This is a genomic window from Paenibacillus sp. FSL H3-0286, from assembly GCF_045040705.1.
Classification (GTDB): Bacteria; Bacillota; Bacilli; order Paenibacillales; family Paenibacillaceae; genus Paenibacillus_AQ; species Paenibacillus_AQ odorifer.
The window spans coordinates 3,823,388-3,838,197 of record NZ_CP150285.1 but is presented as its reverse complement, the minus strand read 5'-3'; the positions used below and the strand labels follow the sequence as shown (position 1 = coordinate 3,838,197).

Sequence of the window (14,810 nt, the reverse complement as noted above, 5' to 3'; positions counted from 1 at the left end):
TGATATGATGGTTACACTTAGAGAACTGGTGCCGGAGGATGCAGGTGAACTGCTTCGACTTCAGCATCAGTTAGACCAAGAGTCCAAATTTATGTTATTGGAACCGGATGAAAGACAAGCTAGTCTTTGTCAGGTCAAAGAAATGCTCGAAAGCTTTCTGGCAGCAGAAACTTCAATTCTTATAGGGGCAGAGGTTGACGATCATTTGGCAGGTTACTTGTCTGTTAGAGGTGGAAGTGTTAGACGCAATACACATAGCGCGTACATAGTGATTGGGATTCAGAAACAATATCAGGGGAATGGGATTGGGGCTGGCCTGTTCCGGGAGATGGACATCTGGGCTATGAACAATGGGATTGTTCGTCTTGAGTTATCCGTCATGACCCATAATCAAGCTGCTTTGGGGCTGTATACCAAGAGCGGGTTTGAAATCGAAGGGACGAAGCGGAAATCTCTTATTGTCGATGGTGAGTGGGTGGATGAGTATTATATGAGCAAAATTCTCCAAAAAGAAAAAAGGATAGAGTGTCAGATTTAATCTGATGACCCTATCCTTTTTTTATGAATAAAGGTTATGATTTCGTGATTTATGATGATTCAGTGTTGCTTGATTGTTCGATAACAACTTCAACCTTGCGGACACGGTATCTGTTCATCTCGCGGATGGTCAATGTTACATGGTCACGAACAATACTTTTGCCAATGGCTGGATCTGCGATATGACTGTATACCCAGCCTCCAACTGTGGTCACTTCTTCATCTTCGAAATCAAGCCCTGTAAGATCCTTGACCTCTAACAGAGATACCTTACCGTCGAACAGATAGTTAGTATCGCTTATTTTTTCGACTTCTCTGCGTTCATCACCGTCAAACTCGTCACGGATTTCACCAACGATTTCTTCCAAAATATCTTCAATCGTGATGAGACCGGATGTTCCACCATATTCATCAAGCAGCAAGGCAATATGCACACGCTCCAACTGCATACGAGTTAGAAGATTCTTGACCGGTGTCACCTCAGATACTGTCAGTACGGGTTGAATTAAGCTATGAAAATCAAAATCAGGATTGTTATCATACTGCAAATAGAGCTGTTTCGTGTTGATCATTCCGATAATATTATCCTTGCTGCCTTGTGCCACAGGGAAACGAGTATATTGCTCCTTGCGGATAATTTCGAAATTTTCTTTCAACGAATGATTGGTGAAAAGACATACCATATCGGTTCGCGGAACCATGATTTCTTTGGCGAGCATCTCATCAAAAGTAAAGATTCGGTTAACATAGCCATATTCGGCTTTATTGATTTTCCCGCTTTCGTAACTCTCGGACAGGATCAAACGAATCTCATCTTCACTATGCGCGTCTCCATGCTCACTAGCTGGTTTCATCCCAAAAAGACGAACAAGCATATTAGCGGAACCGTTCATGAACCAAATGAGAGGGTACAAAATTCTGTAGAACCAAATAATCAGCGGTGAAGTAATTTGACCGATTTTTTCCGGAATGTTTATAGCTGCCGTCTTCGGAGCAAGTTCTCCGACAACGACGTGCAAGAATGTTGCAATGATGAATGCGAGTAAAAACGCAAGAGGGTGACTCACACTAGAACTGATATTGGCCCAGTCGAAAATAGGAAGCAATAACTGTTCGAATGCAGGCTCTGCCAGTGCACCAATACCCAGCGCAGTGATGGTAATCCCGAGCTGACAAGCGGATAAATAGCCATCGAGATTAGCGGATACCTTCTGTACTGCCAAGGCATTCTTCTTTCCGTCAAGCACCATTTGACTGATCTGGCTACCTCTAAGTCTCACCAATGCAAATTCTGTTGCTACAAAAAAAGCGGTTAAAATAATCAAAATAACCACCAACGTCAAACTAAGTCCTATACCCATATAATCTTTACCATCCCTTTCGTTCCTAAAATAGGTTATACTCATTATTATGAGTTCTTATGAACTATTCTACGAACTTTTCAGTAAAATATCAAATGGTGGAGGGAAACAGATATGGAATCATTTGCATTGACTCGTGTGGAGATGTCCAGTCTACTGCTCTCATTGACCGGATTGTCAGACCGGAAACCGCTGAATATCCTCCAAGAGGCATGGGCAAAGTTTCACCGTGAAGAATTACAAAAGGGGACTTCGTTGCCCGCTTTTTTATCAACCAATGTTCCACCCATATTACAAAAGATCATTAAAGGCGGCCATGTAAAAGGCTTTTCACTTGGTGAAATTGCTTCATTGGGCCATCTTATAGAGTATTCCACATTGACCGTCACAGCTATGCAAAATTGGGTCAAGCGCGACTTCAAGGAATATCTCGGTTCGCCTAAAGAAGGAAAGAAATATTCGGTTAATCAGGCGGCGCTTTTGTTTATTATCGATGATCTCAAATCTGCTCTTAACTTTGAAAGTATCCGCCAACTGTTCCAGCTAATGTTCCTAAAGCCGGATCGCGATGATGATGATCTAATTGAACCGGCCAAGCTGTATTACGCCTATGCAGGGCTTTTTGAGGAGATCAAAAGCAATCCATCGATTCAGACGCAATGTAAAGTAGATCAAGTGTTGCACAAGGAGTTCTCTTGGAAAGAAGATACCTCGTTAAAAAGCTCTATAGATCGTGTAATTAACCGGCTGACACATTTATCGAGAGCGCAGAGAGAATCCGTTCGTAATATGCTGCTTATCGCCACAATTTCTGTGCAGACCTGTTATTTTCAATCGCTGGCTAGGCAATACTTTAATGCTGCTTTATTTCTTGATTTTTGAGCACTTCAATTTTAAAATGTATAAGTGAAACAATCAAAAGTAAGTTTATTGGTTAACAGGTTGAAATAAGGGGGCTTCGATGTGAATCAAATGACACTGCTGCGGAATCCGAAACAAAGGAAATTACTCTTCAGCGCTGGCTTGAGCTGGATGTTCGATGCGATGGACGTCGGAATGATTTCTTTTGTTGTAGCAGCTTTAGCTAAGGATTGGAATCTGGGACCGGAGCAGATCGGTATATTGACTAGTATTAATTCTGTCGGTATGGCAGTAGGTGCTGCAGCGGCAGGGATATTAGCAGACCGCTTTGGCCGTAAACCGGTATTGCTGTGGACACTCCTTATTTTCTCGGCGGCAAGCGGATTATCTGCATTTGCAACAGGCTTTGCGATCCTCTGTGTGCTTCGTTTTATCGCGGGGTTTGGACTTGGCGGTGAGCTGCCTGTCGCTTCTACCTTGGTCTCAGAGAGCATGCCTGCTCAGGAGAGAGGCCGTGCGGTTGTGCTTTTGGAGAGCTTTTGGGCAGTCGGTTGGATTGCTTCGGCATTAATCGCGTTCTTCATTATCCCTGATTATGGCTGGCGTATAGCTTTCGGAATTGGGGCTGTACCTGCACTCTACGCTTTATATCTAAGACGGGCGATTGATGATTCACCGAAATTTGCTGAGATTAAAAAGGCACCCGTTTCCTTAAAGAAACGAATCGCTACCGTATGGTCGCCAGAATATCGCCGTTCTACAATTATGTTGTGGATTTTATGGTTTACGGTGGTGTTCTCGTATTATGGCATGTTTCTATGGCTGCCTACAGTTATGGTACTTAAAGGCTTCAGCTTGGTCAAAAGCTTCGAGTATGTGCTTATTATGACGCTCGCTCAGCTGCCTGGATATTTTACTGCCGCTTACTTTATTGAAAAGTTCGGACGTAAATTTGTCCTAGTCATCTATATGCTGTTCACTGCAGTTAGCGCCGCATGGTTCGGAAATGCGACTACTGAAGGCATGCTGATGGCTGCAGGAATTTGTTTATCCTTCTTCAATCTTGGCGCTTGGGGTGGCATGTATGCTTATACGCCAGAGCTGTACCCAACGGCTATTCGTTCCACAGGCGCTGGTTTAGCAACTTCCTTTGGCCGGATTGGGGGCATTATCGCACCTTTGCTGGTAGGGGTTCTAGTAGGTAAATCTATGGAGATTGGCTCGATCTTTATGCTATTTTTTGTAACGATTATTATCGGTGCATTAGCGGTATTGTTCCTTGGCAAAGAAACAAAGGGAACCGAGCTTCTATAAAGTGTGATTCTGCATTACATACTTGATGTTAATCTATCAACAATGCTAAAATATCAAGAAGAAACGATGTTATCGTCCTGTATGGATGACCACTATTCACGTAAGAACAAAACGGTTCCTTCACAGTTGTGAACAGGACCGTTTTTTTACATTAATCCTTATTTATAAGGACGGAGCGATCGCACATGAGTAATGATAGGAAGCAACCGCATTTCACAGAATTAGTCTGGGAAAGTACGGAACAAAATGTACCGATTCCGCCGCGAAATTCCCCTGAACCTGCGCTGCCTAAGTCATCTTCTAAGAATAATGGCAAAACAAATTCAACCCCTGAACCTTCATTACAGCTGCAGCTTTGGGATACAGAGATGGAAACGCCGGAGCCTGTGACTACCACCGAAGGGCAGTTCGTAACAAGAGCGAAGGAATTAGTTGAAAGAACTGAGGACTCAGCGCTTTTTGTTCCTTTTAAGAGTTACTGGCCTACATATGGCCATATGACAGGCACGCAAAGCAGATGGTATTTTTATTGGCGGAATGAAGTTAGACAAGGCAGATATCTGAAAACAGATCTTTCTTATATTTTTCTGCATGTATATGAGCTTATTAATGGCGTGGGGTGGACTGACCCTAATGATGGCTATAGGCAGCTAAATCTGATCTGGGAAGCTTACCGGGAAAGTTATAAACGTTTGGATCAATATCTTGGCGGCTGGATCGCGGACTTCTCTTTTGTACATCATTTGGATGTCCCGCTTTCTATCATTGTGGCTCGTTCACGTGGTCTTGCTGGGGATCTGGCGGAGCTTGAATTAATGAGAGGACTGACGACTGCTCCTGAGCAGCTAACCTTCGCAGTATTAACGGCAATGTCGGACTATGATATTAGTAAATCCAAGTTCTACATCGGAGAAGGCAATGAGGCTCTTGAACAATACATTCCGCAGGTCGTGGCGTTAATTAATGCTTATGTCACCCGGAAACACGGCTCCAATCTAGTTGAAATGTTTCCGCCTGGACCAGCGGTGATGCGGGAGCGTTATTTATTCCGAAGTGCCGTATATGATATTTCATTATATGGCTATTCTGTTCTTATACCGGTTGTACGTATTAGTAAATCTCCACCACTTCGCAGTCTGATTACAAGGTTATTTCGTCTGACTGAGAATAAACTCCGGGAACTGATGGGCTACCGCGGACGACTTAAAGGTATTAATGTAGAGGCCGATATGGATGATTTGATCACTCGTTTTCTAAAGCGTGAGTATCTTAAAGAGACGCAGGAAGACAAAGGGCCGACAGTCGTCATAGATCCGGAGAAGCTAGAACGCCTGCAAAGTGATTCTGAAATTGTACGGACGATGCTTACGGTTGAGAATATGGACGAGCAAGATTACGAGGCTAGCGAGCTCGAAGCAACTATCGGTGAAATCGATCCAATACAAGATAGTAAGGAAGAATTGTTGCCTGTAGAGGTGATTGAAGAAGCTCAAGCGGTTAGCATAGGATCGGAGGCAGAACAGTTTGCCAATGCTTTAAGTCCACTACAACGGGAAGCACTGCTTGCTCTTTTGGATGAGGATGGAAGTCAAGCTTTACTGAAGCTGGCTGCTGCTAATGGCACGATGTCAGAGCTTCTAATTGATGAGATTAATGAAATCGCAATGGACATTCTTGGTGATCTGATCATTGAGGGGGAAGACATTGTTGAGGAATATATCTCTATGCTGCGCAATATTTAATGAGGTGAACTTTGGATGAGTGAATTAAAAATACCTAAACGAATGACAACTGCGCTAGTCAATTCGTTGACGGCTGGTGTTGTTCCGCGTATCGGACTAGAGCACATAGCCGTTGGCCGTCGGCCGGAGATTGAAGCCATATTAAGAGATATGGAGAACATTGCAGAGGGTGGAGCAGCTTTTAAGCTGATTACAGGCAAATTCGGCAGCGGTAAAAGCTTTCTGCTTCAGATGATCCGTAATTACGCGATGGATCGGGATTTTGTAGTAGCAGATGCTGACCTGTCCCCTGAGCGTAGGTTAGTAGGAACTAAAGGACAAGGCCTAGCGACTTACCGGGAGCTAATGAGCCATTTATCGACCCGCACACGTCCAGATGGTGGAGCGTTGGAGATCATCCTGCAGAAATGGATTATTACGCTACAGCAGTCCGTGATGCAGGAGAAGGAATATGGGCCTGATCACCCTCAGCTTGGTGAAGAAGTAGAGAAGCGAATTTACGCTGTAGCCTCTGAAATGCGCGGTCTGGTACATGGTTTTGATTTTGCCAAAGTACTCGCCTCTTATTGGAATGCACACAAGCTGGCCGATGATGACCAGAAACAGGATTCGCTTCGCTGGTTGCGTGGAGAATTTGCAACTCGGACAGAAGCCCGCAAAGCGCTTGGAGTTGGCGTGATTATTGATGATGATAATTGGTATGACTATATGAAGCTTTGGGCGGAATTTACTGCGGCTATTGGCTATAAAGGTCTGCTGCTGTTTATTGATGAAGGTGTCAATCTTTATAAAATTACGAACAGTATTTCCCGTCAGAGCAACTATGAAAAGCTGCTTACCATGTTCAATGATACGATGCAGGGGAAGGCAGAGAACTTAGGGATTTTTATAGGGGGAACTCCGCAATTTGTGGAAGATGGACGGCGTGGTTTATTTAGTTATGAGGCACTGCGATCGAGATTGGTTGCTGGCCGGTACGGGGCGGCGGGTCTGAACAATTATACTGGACCTATCATTGCTCTGGACATGTTATCACACGAGGAAATTCTGGTACTGCTGCAAAAGCTTAAAGAGATTCACGCCCTACATTATGGTTATGAAGCGCGTTTATCACAGGAACAATTGGTTCATTTTATGGAGGAAGCGGTTGGAAGATTAGGGGCTGAGGAACTCTTAACTCCACGGGAGGTAGTTCGTGATTTCATGGATCTGCTGCATACGCTCCACCAGCATCCGGAGATTACTTTTGAACAGCTAGTGGGCGAAAAAACTGCTAAGCCAGCTGAGACTGAGCAAAATGAACTGGATGGATTCCTGGCGGAGTTTGAATTATGAGTGATAATCCGTTCTATAGGCTGGCTCCCTTCATTAAAGAGTTTATTTATAAGAACCGCTGGGAGACTTTGCGTGAGGCACAGGTGGATGCCTGCCGGGTGCTTTTTGATACCCCGCATCATCTGCTGATTGCCTCAGGTACCGCTTCAGGTAAGACAGAGGCAGCATTTTTCCCAGCGCTTACTGAGCTGTATGAACGTCCTTCCGGTTCGGTTGGCATTTTGTATATCGCCCCTCTGAAAGCTTTGATCAACGATCAATTTACACGTTTGAATGATTTGCTTCGTGAAGGCAATATTCCGGTGTGGTACTGGCATGGAGATGTACCTCAAGCCGATAAAACAAAACTGGTGCAGAATCCTTCAGGCGTGCTGCAAATCACCCCGGAATCGCTTGAGGGGTTATTAATGAACCGCCCGAATGCTATTCCAGCGTTGTTCCATGATCTACGTTTTATTGTCATTGACGAGGTGCATGCCTTTATGGGAGCTGACCGGGGGATCCAGGTGTTAAGCCAGCTGGCGAGAATCTCACGAATGGCGGGATGTCATCCTCGCAGAATCGGTCTATCAGCTACGCTGAGTGACTACGCTTCTGTCACAGAGTGGCTGGCGGCGGGCACACGGGAGAGCGTTGAAGTGTCCGCTCCACAAGGCGGGCGTAAGCTCCGTTTAAGTGTGGAGCATTTCTCTTTCCCGGATGCACGGGATGAGGTGCAGGCGGAGCATTTAGAACGTGCGAAGCAGTCTTATTACGATTTTATTTATGATCATACGCATCTGAAGAAGGCGTTGATCTTCACCAACAGCCGCTCAGATGCGGAGACGGCGACCCTAGAGATGCGGAGGACGGCCGCGAAGCGTGGTGAACGGGATGTATTTCACGTTCACCATGGCAGCATCTCCGCGATGCTGCGTGAAGAAACGGAAGCCGCGCTGCGGCAAGGCACCGGACCGGCTGTTGCCGCAGCGACGTTGACGCTGGAGCTGGGTATTGATCTGGGCGAGCTGGAGCGAGTGCTACAGGTCGGCGCTCCCTATAGCTGCGCAAGCTTTGTGCAGCGGTTAGGCCGCTCGGGCAGGCGTGGAGACGCTGCATCCGAGATGATCTTTGTCACGCCCGAGGAAGAGGACGAGGAAGCTCAGCTTCCGGCGCGGATGCCGTGGACACTGCTTCGAGCGATAGCGGTAATTGAGCTATATGTGCGCGAGAAATGGGTGGAACCCCTGGTCGTGCGTCAGCTGCCAGTTGGACTGCTGTACCATCAGACGATGAGCATTTTGAAAAGTATGGGTGAGGCCGAACCGGATGATTTAAAAGAAGCGGTTCTGAGTTTGCCTTCGTTTAAAACCATAGATCCTACTGATTATGATATTTTCATGACCTATATGTTAGGCATGGGACAAATTGAGAAGATGGACGAAGGCAGCTTGATCATCGGGATGGCGGGAGAGAAGATCGTGAATAACTTCCGCTTCTACGCGGTCTTCAAAGATGATGAAGAGCATGTGGTCTATAACGGGACTGAGGAAATCGGATCGATCACAACGGTTCCACCACCAGGCTACTGTTTTACTCTGGCAGGTAAGCTTTGGAAGGTAGAAGAGGTGGATAATCGCCATAAAGCCGTTTATGTGAAAACCTCACGCGGCAAAGTAGATACGTTGTGGCTTGGTGCGGGTGGGGATGTACATACACGCATCATGAACAAGATCCGTGAAATCTTAGGAGCCACTTCATTGTATCCGTATTTAGCTCCGAGTGCGGCTGCGCGGCTCGAACGAGCCCGTCGTTTAGCGAAGGAAAGCGGAATGCTTGTGCGGTCCGTTATGCCGGCGGGTGGAGATTCCATGTTCATTCTGCCCTGGGCCGGTAGTCGGCAATTCCGTACGCTGGAGCGCCTTCTGAAGAACAACCTGAAGAGCCCTCTGGGACTGCGTTCTATCGTTCCCATGGAACCTTATTATATGGTCGTTGCGGGTAAAACAGATGCAGAAACGCTGGAAGCAGAGATCATTGCCGAAAGTATGGCTGCCACAGATCCATTATCATTGTTATCCCCAGATGAAGCACCCTACCTCGGAAAATACGATGAGTTCATCCCGCATGAGCTGCTGCGCAAAGCTTTTTCCTTGGATGGATTAGATGTCCCGGGTCTGATTGAGGTTTTAAAGCAGTGGCAGCAACCTAATTAACCTTAAGCAGTACCTGTTGAAAATACTCTAAATTGCAGACGTCCGCTTATGCGGGCGTTTTGTTATGTCCGGACCAATGCTGATATATGAACTTTCCTTAAGTTTCAAATGTTGCATAAGAATAGGGTGGAAGGAGAATAGTACTAACAGATTCCTATAGAGGATGATTGCGATGTGGCCTAAAATAGTCTCTTATATTCCGGACTGGACAATTTTTATGCAGGCGGCGATTACGCTGCTCTTTCCCGTAGGGATTTTTTATCTTTACAGGCATTTGTATTTTTATGTTGGAAGCGGACGCTCCAAGGAAACAGAGGCCAAATCACAGGATGCGGAACTGAAGAAGAATGACAATCGGGAAGTAAATCCGCAGCCTCCTGTGTCTACTGCTTTTACCCAGGACTATGATGCCGATCTGACAGCGATAAAAACGGCATTGGGGGAGAACAGTGATGTACATTTTCGTGAATTCTCAGTTAAAGGTATACAGGCACGTGCCGCATTGGTCTATGTAGAGGGGATGCAGCACGAGGAGCTAATCAATCAGCAGGTGCTGCAGAATCTGATGTATGCCGGCGAAACGCAGGCTTCAGAAGGAATATACAACTACTTGAAACAGAATATGCTCCCCTTAGCTCAGCTTAGTGAAGCCAAGGATTTAGACCAACTGCAGGAGTTTGTCCTATTCGGATACACTGCGCTGATTGTCGAAGGCATGCGTGAGATGTTGCTGGTGGGTTCTCCGCATGGATCCGTGCGCGCGATTACTGAGCCGACCTCGGAGGCTTTACTGCGTGGGCCTCGGATTGGCTTTACTGAGGTGCTTAGTGAGAATACCTCTATGCTGCGGCGCCAAGGGCTTAATAAGAATCTGGAAATGAAAATGGTTGAAGTAGGCAGCGAAATCAAGAAGAACCTGGTTATCGCTTATATGAAAAACATTGTAAATCCTGATCTGCTCCAGGAAGTGAAGGAACGTATCTCCAAAATTGATATGGACTTTATTCTGGAATCCGGCTATGTGGAACAGTTGATCGAGGATGATTATTTAAGCCCGTTTCAGCAGACACAGAATACGGAAAGACCCGATCGGGTAATTGCATCCTTGTTAGAGGGAAGAGTCGCGATTTTGCTGGATGGCACACCGTTTGCACTCGTTGTTCCAGTGACGTTCAGTATGCTTTTGCAGTCTCCTGAGGATTATTATGAGCGCTGGATTCCGGGTACACTTTTGCGGATACTCCGGTTTTGCGCATCATTTCTGGCTCTGTTGGCTCCGGCGCTGTATATTTCCTTTATCTCTTTTCATCCGGGACTGATTCCTACACAACTGGCGATCTCCATTATCGAAACACGCCAAGGTGTACCCTTTCCTGCATTAATTGAAGTGTTGATTCTGGAAATTTCCATTGAAATTTTGCGTGAAGCTGGAATTCGGCTGCCGAAGCCCATAGGTCCGGCAATGGGGATTGTCGGAGGTCTAATCATTGGAGATGCCGCGGTACAGGCTGGTATTGTAAGTCCTTTTTTGGTAATTGTTGTAGCTGTGACAGCGATCTCTTCGTTTTCCATACCGATGTACAGTGCGGGGATTACTCTTCGGATCTTACGATTCGCAGGCATGTTATTTGCGGCGGTCCTGGGCATGTTCGGAACCATCCTTTTCTTCCTGCTTATTTGCAGCCATCTGACTCGGCTTTCAAGCTTTGGAGTTCCTTACGTCACCCCTATTTCCCCTTTCCGCTTAAGTGACTGGAAGGATTTGTTCGTTCGTGCACCGTTATCGATCATGAAGCGAAGACCGGAGATGCTGAAGACCCAGAAGAAAAAGCGCAGGTCCTAGAGAATGTATTCTTAGCAGGAGCAGAGGGGAGACCACAGTGTTTAAACGAACTGATGATAAGATCACAACCTCGCAGGCTTCCATAATCTTGACCAATTCAATGCTAGGTGCGGGAATTTTGACTTTGCCCAGAAATGTTGTTAAGGCTGTGCAGACTCCCGATGCCTGGATTTCAGTAGTGCTGGGAGGTATCGTCGTATCTTTGGTCATATTGGTTATGGTGAAGCTTAGCCAGCAATTTCCAGGGAAGACTGTCTTTCAGTATTCTAAAAGAATTGTTGGGAATTTTCCAGGCAGTGTAATGAGTACAATATTGATTCTTTACTTTATTGTGATTGCGGGTTTCGAAATCCGCGTTCTGGCGGAAGTAACATTGTTCTTTCTTCTGGAAGGGACACCGATCTGGGCGATTGTGATGCCGTTCATCTGGGTGGGCACTTATTTGGTGTATGGCGGGATTAATTCCATGGCCCGCGTGTTTCAGATTGTATTTCCGATCAGTATTTTTATTCTGATTATTTGTTATATCTTAAGTACCAGAATATTTGATATCCAGCATTTGCGTCCTTTTCTGAGTGAAGGCATGATGCCGGTGATCCGAGGCATGAAGTCTAGCATCCTGATTTTTACCGGTTGTGAGGTTGTGATGACAATGACGGCCTTTATGGAGCATCCGCAGCAAGCGGTCAAAGGAATGATGGTCGGTTTAAGTATCCCGCTGGTATTGTATTTGGTTACTGTTGTGATGGTTATCGGCGGCCTATCCATCAATTCTGTAATCACCAGCACCTGGCCTACGATAGATTTGGTACGGAGCTTTGAAATATCAGGGTTCTTTTTTGAACGATTTGAATTTCCGTTGCTCGTCATTTGGCTGATGCAGATGTTCTGTAATTTTTGCAGCTTTTTCTTTAATGCATCACTTGGCATCTCCCAGGTATTCCACCTAAAGATCCATCCGGTTATGTTCGCTTTAATGCCCATCATCTTCATCTGTACGATGATCCCTCAGCGCATCAATGATGTCTTTAGTCTTGGTGATGCGATTGGCTATATGGGTGTGCTGATCTTTATAATGCTGCCACTGTTATTGTCGATTGTATTAATCATTAGGAAGAAAGGACTCAAGCAGAATGTTTAGACAGCGGGTTATTCGCCTACTATTGGTATTCGTGATTCTGCTTACGCAGTCTGGCTGCTGGAGCAGTAAGGAGATTGAAGACTTGAGTGTTTATACGGGATTGGCGCTTGACAAGGGGGAGCCGAAAGGAGTCGAACGGGAGTTTGAGGAACTCGGAGGAAGCTATTTTAAGAAAAATAAATTGACGGCTACGGTACAAATTGTGCCTGAAAAAATACTCGGAAACTCTGGCAAAGATGGCGCAACACCACAAACTCATTATCACAACATTTCTGAGACAGGGGATTCTCTGCTTGAGATATTCCGCCAAATCTCAATACGTAAGAACCGTCCGATTATAGGTCATCACCTCAAGGTTGTTGTCATATCTGAGAAACTGGTGCAACAGGAGAAGATCAGACGGCTAATGGACTTTTTACTGCGAGATAATGATATCCGCCCTAGCTGTCTTATATTTCTTAGCCAAGGGCCTGCATCCGACACACTTAAAACAACTTCGGAGGAGATTCCTTCTTTTCGTCTTGCAGACATGATTCATAACCACTTCAGAACCAGTAAAGTTATGAAGGGCATAACGTTGTCTAATCTAGATGCACTTATGTACTCCAGGCAAAGCTTTGTTTTACAGAACGTTGTGGAGGCACAAGGTGAGGTGGAATTTTCCGGAGCAGGTATTATCAAGGGAGACACAGGACAGTGGATTGGCAATATTGATCAACAGGATGTGGAGAGTATTGCCTGGATCAAAGGGGACATAAAAGGTGGGAGCATTAAAGCCTATAATCAGTTGAATGAAGCGATTACTTATGAAATTAAATCAGTTAAGAGCAAGATTACGCTGAAGGAGACTGCGGATGAGAAGTTCTCTATTCATGTAGCCATTGAGTCTGATGGACGTCTTATTGAGAATTGGGATGATAATGAGCATTCCGCGGAAGTTGCCTATTTCAAAGAATTGGAGAAGATATTCGAGGAAAAATTAACCGAAAAAATCAATGCTCTTATTCACAAAATGCATTCTACCTACAAAGTGGATATAGCAGGGTTCGGAAATTGGTTTAGCATAGAAAAACCGCAGGTTTGGAAAAAGATCAAGGATCATTGGGACGAGGAATTTATTCGGATGCCATTGACCTTTGATGTTAAGCTTAAAATCACCGATTTTGGTTCCACGACTGAATGAAGGGTTCACTTGATAGCGTGTTAACTCGAAAAGGATCTCAGCAGCCGATGATGGCTATTGAGATCCTTTTCGTGGTTAGTAAGTAGAAGCTGCAAAAACAAACACAACGACGAATAATATAATAATTGCGTACATCAGCGTGCCCACAATTCCACATACCAGGCCTGCAATCGCTAGGCCTTTGCCTTGTTCATAACGATTACGGATTTCCTTCAGCGATAAGGCGGATAGAATAATCGCAATAATTCCTAACAGAAAACCAATATAAGGCACAACAATAGAGAGGATTCCCAAGACAAAACCAGCGATTGATTTACCATTCGTCGGTGCCGGAGGGGGTGGAGGCTGATAATAGTTCAAATTGTCGTTTGGTGGATAGCTCATTAAAATCACCTCCAATAGAAATTGTTATTGAATGTAGTTAATCCAGTGCTCTAGCTGCACACAAGGGACAAGCCCAATAGATTCAGCTAGACGAATGGACGCTTGATTTCTTTCAAGGACGTGATAGCGTGGAATAAAGCCTCGTTCTAACGTTTCTTGTATGGCTGTGCGAACTACCATTTTCGCGTATCCGTATCTTTGAAATGCTTCTAAAGTATGAACAGCGCCGATTTCCCAAATCTGCTCTTCATTTCGGAACGCTAGGCAGGTACTAACCGGATTGTCGCCCTGAAAGATTGAAACGGAAAACGCTCCTTTTTGGAAATATTCCTCAATTTCTTCCTTATTGTAATGGTTAGCAGCCCAAAGTGGAAGTAGTCTGTCGTCAAATGAATGATTGATTGACACCTCTTTGTCCTTACTATACCTTAACCCCTCAGTTGTGCTGTAAGAGAAAAACCCCCGAGTTTTTTCTAAAGAAAAATGCGCAGACAGTGCCTCTTGGTACTTCACATCCTGTAGTTTAAAAACAAGCTTCGCCTGTGCTGGGAGCAGTGGTAGTAAAGCTGGAAATATATCGGGGCAGCTGTAATCCAAAAATACGATGTAATCCGCTTGAGGATATACCCTATGATCATATGCGTATGCTGTGGCTGGAAGAAGTAATACAATACCCCACTGATCACCATGCTCAACTAGATGTGTTTCCATGACTTCGTGGAAGGAGTTTAACATTTTTAACAAGCTTACATTCTTTAAGGGATTCGTTTGTAATTTGTTTATGATTCGTTCGTTCTGGTGCACGTTCATCCACTCCTAGCTCAGATTTATATATTTTACTATAAATAGTACTTATGCAGATATTTATATTTTTCCCTTTACTAATCATTAATCTATTGAAGAAGGAAGGTTGA

The 14,810-nt window shown here is 45.0% G+C and carries 12 protein-coding genes; 9 read left to right on the top strand and 3 right to left on the bottom strand.

All coding sequences use genetic code 11. The features are described from left to right. Positions 1-4: 4 nt before the first annotated feature. The gene (locus MHB37_RS17200) at positions 5-538 is read left to right on the top strand and encodes a GNAT family N-acetyltransferase (protein ID WP_405168294.1); all 534 of its coding nucleotides are present in this window, start codon (positions 5-7) and stop codon (positions 536-538) included. A gap of 49 nt (positions 539-587) precedes the next feature. Here MHB37_RS17200 and MHB37_RS17195 read toward each other — a convergent pair whose 3' ends face one another. Beyond that, positions 588-1,898, bottom strand: a complete 1,311-nt coding sequence (locus tag MHB37_RS17195; protein ID WP_076126650.1) for a hemolysin family protein — start codon at positions 1,896-1,898, stop codon at positions 588-590. A 114-nt stretch (positions 1,899-2,012) separates the two neighbouring features. On the opposite strand from MHB37_RS17195, the gene MHB37_RS17190 reads away from it, so the two are divergent. The 8 genes from MHB37_RS17190 to MHB37_RS17155 all read left to right on the top strand — a co-directional run bounded on the left by MHB37_RS17190 (position 2,013) and on the right by MHB37_RS17155 (position 13,512). Further along, positions 2,013-2,780 carry a DUF1836 domain-containing protein gene (locus MHB37_RS17190; protein ID WP_036676915.1) on the top strand — a complete coding sequence of 256 codons (768 nt, stop codon included), beginning with the start codon at positions 2,013-2,015 and terminating at the stop codon, positions 2,778-2,780. Between the two features lie 90 nt (positions 2,781-2,870). Beyond that, on the top strand, positions 2,871-4,073 hold the full coding sequence (locus MHB37_RS17185) for an MFS transporter (RefSeq protein WP_405169611.1): 1,203 nt from the start codon (positions 2,871-2,873) through the stop codon (positions 4,071-4,073). A gap of 185 nt (positions 4,074-4,258) precedes the next feature. Beyond that, on the top strand, positions 4,259-5,815 hold the full coding sequence (locus MHB37_RS17180; RefSeq protein ID WP_339187183.1) for a TerB N-terminal domain-containing protein: 1,557 nt from the start codon (positions 4,259-4,261) through the stop codon (positions 5,813-5,815). A gap of 15 nt (positions 5,816-5,830) precedes the next feature. Further along, on the top strand, positions 5,831-7,150 hold the full coding sequence (locus tag MHB37_RS17175) for an ATP-binding protein (RefSeq protein ID WP_076126647.1): 1,320 nt from the start codon (positions 5,831-5,833) through the stop codon (positions 7,148-7,150). Beyond that, the gene (locus MHB37_RS17170) at positions 7,147-9,345 is read left to right on the top strand and encodes a DEAD/DEAH box helicase (protein WP_340976106.1); all 2,199 of its coding nucleotides are present in this window, start codon (positions 7,147-7,149) and stop codon (positions 9,343-9,345) included. Before MHB37_RS17175 ends, MHB37_RS17170 begins: the two co-directional genes overlap by 4 nt. A gap of 172 nt (positions 9,346-9,517) precedes the next feature. After that, positions 9,518-11,188: a spore germination protein gene (locus MHB37_RS17165; RefSeq protein ID WP_076126801.1), complete on the top strand. Its 1,671-nt coding sequence runs from the start codon at positions 9,518-9,520 to the stop codon at positions 11,186-11,188. 37 nt (positions 11,189-11,225) lie between these two features. Continuing rightward, entirely contained in the window at positions 11,226-12,329 is a 1,104-nt protein-coding gene (locus MHB37_RS17160) for a GerAB/ArcD/ProY family transporter (protein WP_076184847.1), read from the top strand. Next, positions 12,322-13,512 (top strand): Ger(x)C family spore germination protein, encoded by a 1,191-nt coding sequence (locus MHB37_RS17155; RefSeq protein ID WP_076126641.1) that lies wholly within the window; start codon positions 12,322-12,324, stop codon positions 13,510-13,512. Before MHB37_RS17160 ends, MHB37_RS17155 begins: the two co-directional genes overlap by 8 nt. A gap of 75 nt (positions 13,513-13,587) precedes the next feature. On the opposite strand, the gene MHB37_RS17150 is transcribed toward MHB37_RS17155, so the two are convergent. Together MHB37_RS17150 and MHB37_RS17145 are read right to left on the bottom strand one after the other, a co-directional pair. Then, the gene (locus MHB37_RS17150) at positions 13,588-13,896 is read right to left on the bottom strand and encodes a DUF4190 domain-containing protein (protein ID WP_036676925.1); all 309 of its coding nucleotides are present in this window, start codon (positions 13,894-13,896) and stop codon (positions 13,588-13,590) included. Between the two features lie 24 nt (positions 13,897-13,920). Next, entirely contained in the window at positions 13,921-14,700 is a 780-nt protein-coding gene (locus MHB37_RS17145; RefSeq protein WP_076126639.1) for a GNAT family N-acetyltransferase, read from the bottom strand. Between the last annotated feature and the right edge of the window lie 110 nt (positions 14,701-14,810).

Coding starts and splice junctions, on each gene's coding strand:
- MHB37_RS17200 (WP_405168294.1), top strand. CDS start 5: ATGATGGTTACACTTAGAGAACTGGTGCCGGAGGATGCAGGTGAACTG.
- MHB37_RS17195 (WP_076126650.1), bottom strand. CDS start 1,898: ATGGGTATAGGACTTAGTTTGACGTTGGTGGTTATTTTGATTATTTTA.
- MHB37_RS17190 (WP_036676915.1), top strand. CDS start 2,013: ATGGAATCATTTGCATTGACTCGTGTGGAGATGTCCAGTCTACTGCTC.
- MHB37_RS17185 (WP_405169611.1), top strand. CDS start 2,871: ATGACACTGCTGCGGAATCCGAAACAAAGGAAATTACTCTTCAGCGCT.
- MHB37_RS17180 (WP_339187183.1), top strand. CDS start 4,259: ATGAGTAATGATAGGAAGCAACCGCATTTCACAGAATTAGTCTGGGAA.
- MHB37_RS17175 (WP_076126647.1), top strand. CDS start 5,831: ATGAGTGAATTAAAAATACCTAAACGAATGACAACTGCGCTAGTCAAT.
- MHB37_RS17170 (WP_340976106.1), top strand. CDS start 7,147: ATGAGTGATAATCCGTTCTATAGGCTGGCTCCCTTCATTAAAGAGTTT.
- MHB37_RS17165 (WP_076126801.1), top strand. CDS start 9,518: ATGTGGCCTAAAATAGTCTCTTATATTCCGGACTGGACAATTTTTATG.
- MHB37_RS17155 (WP_076126641.1), top strand. CDS start 12,322: ATGTTTAGACAGCGGGTTATTCGCCTACTATTGGTATTCGTGATTCTG.
- MHB37_RS17150 (WP_036676925.1), bottom strand. CDS start 13,896: ATGAGCTATCCACCAAACGACAATTTGAACTATTATCAGCCTCCACCC.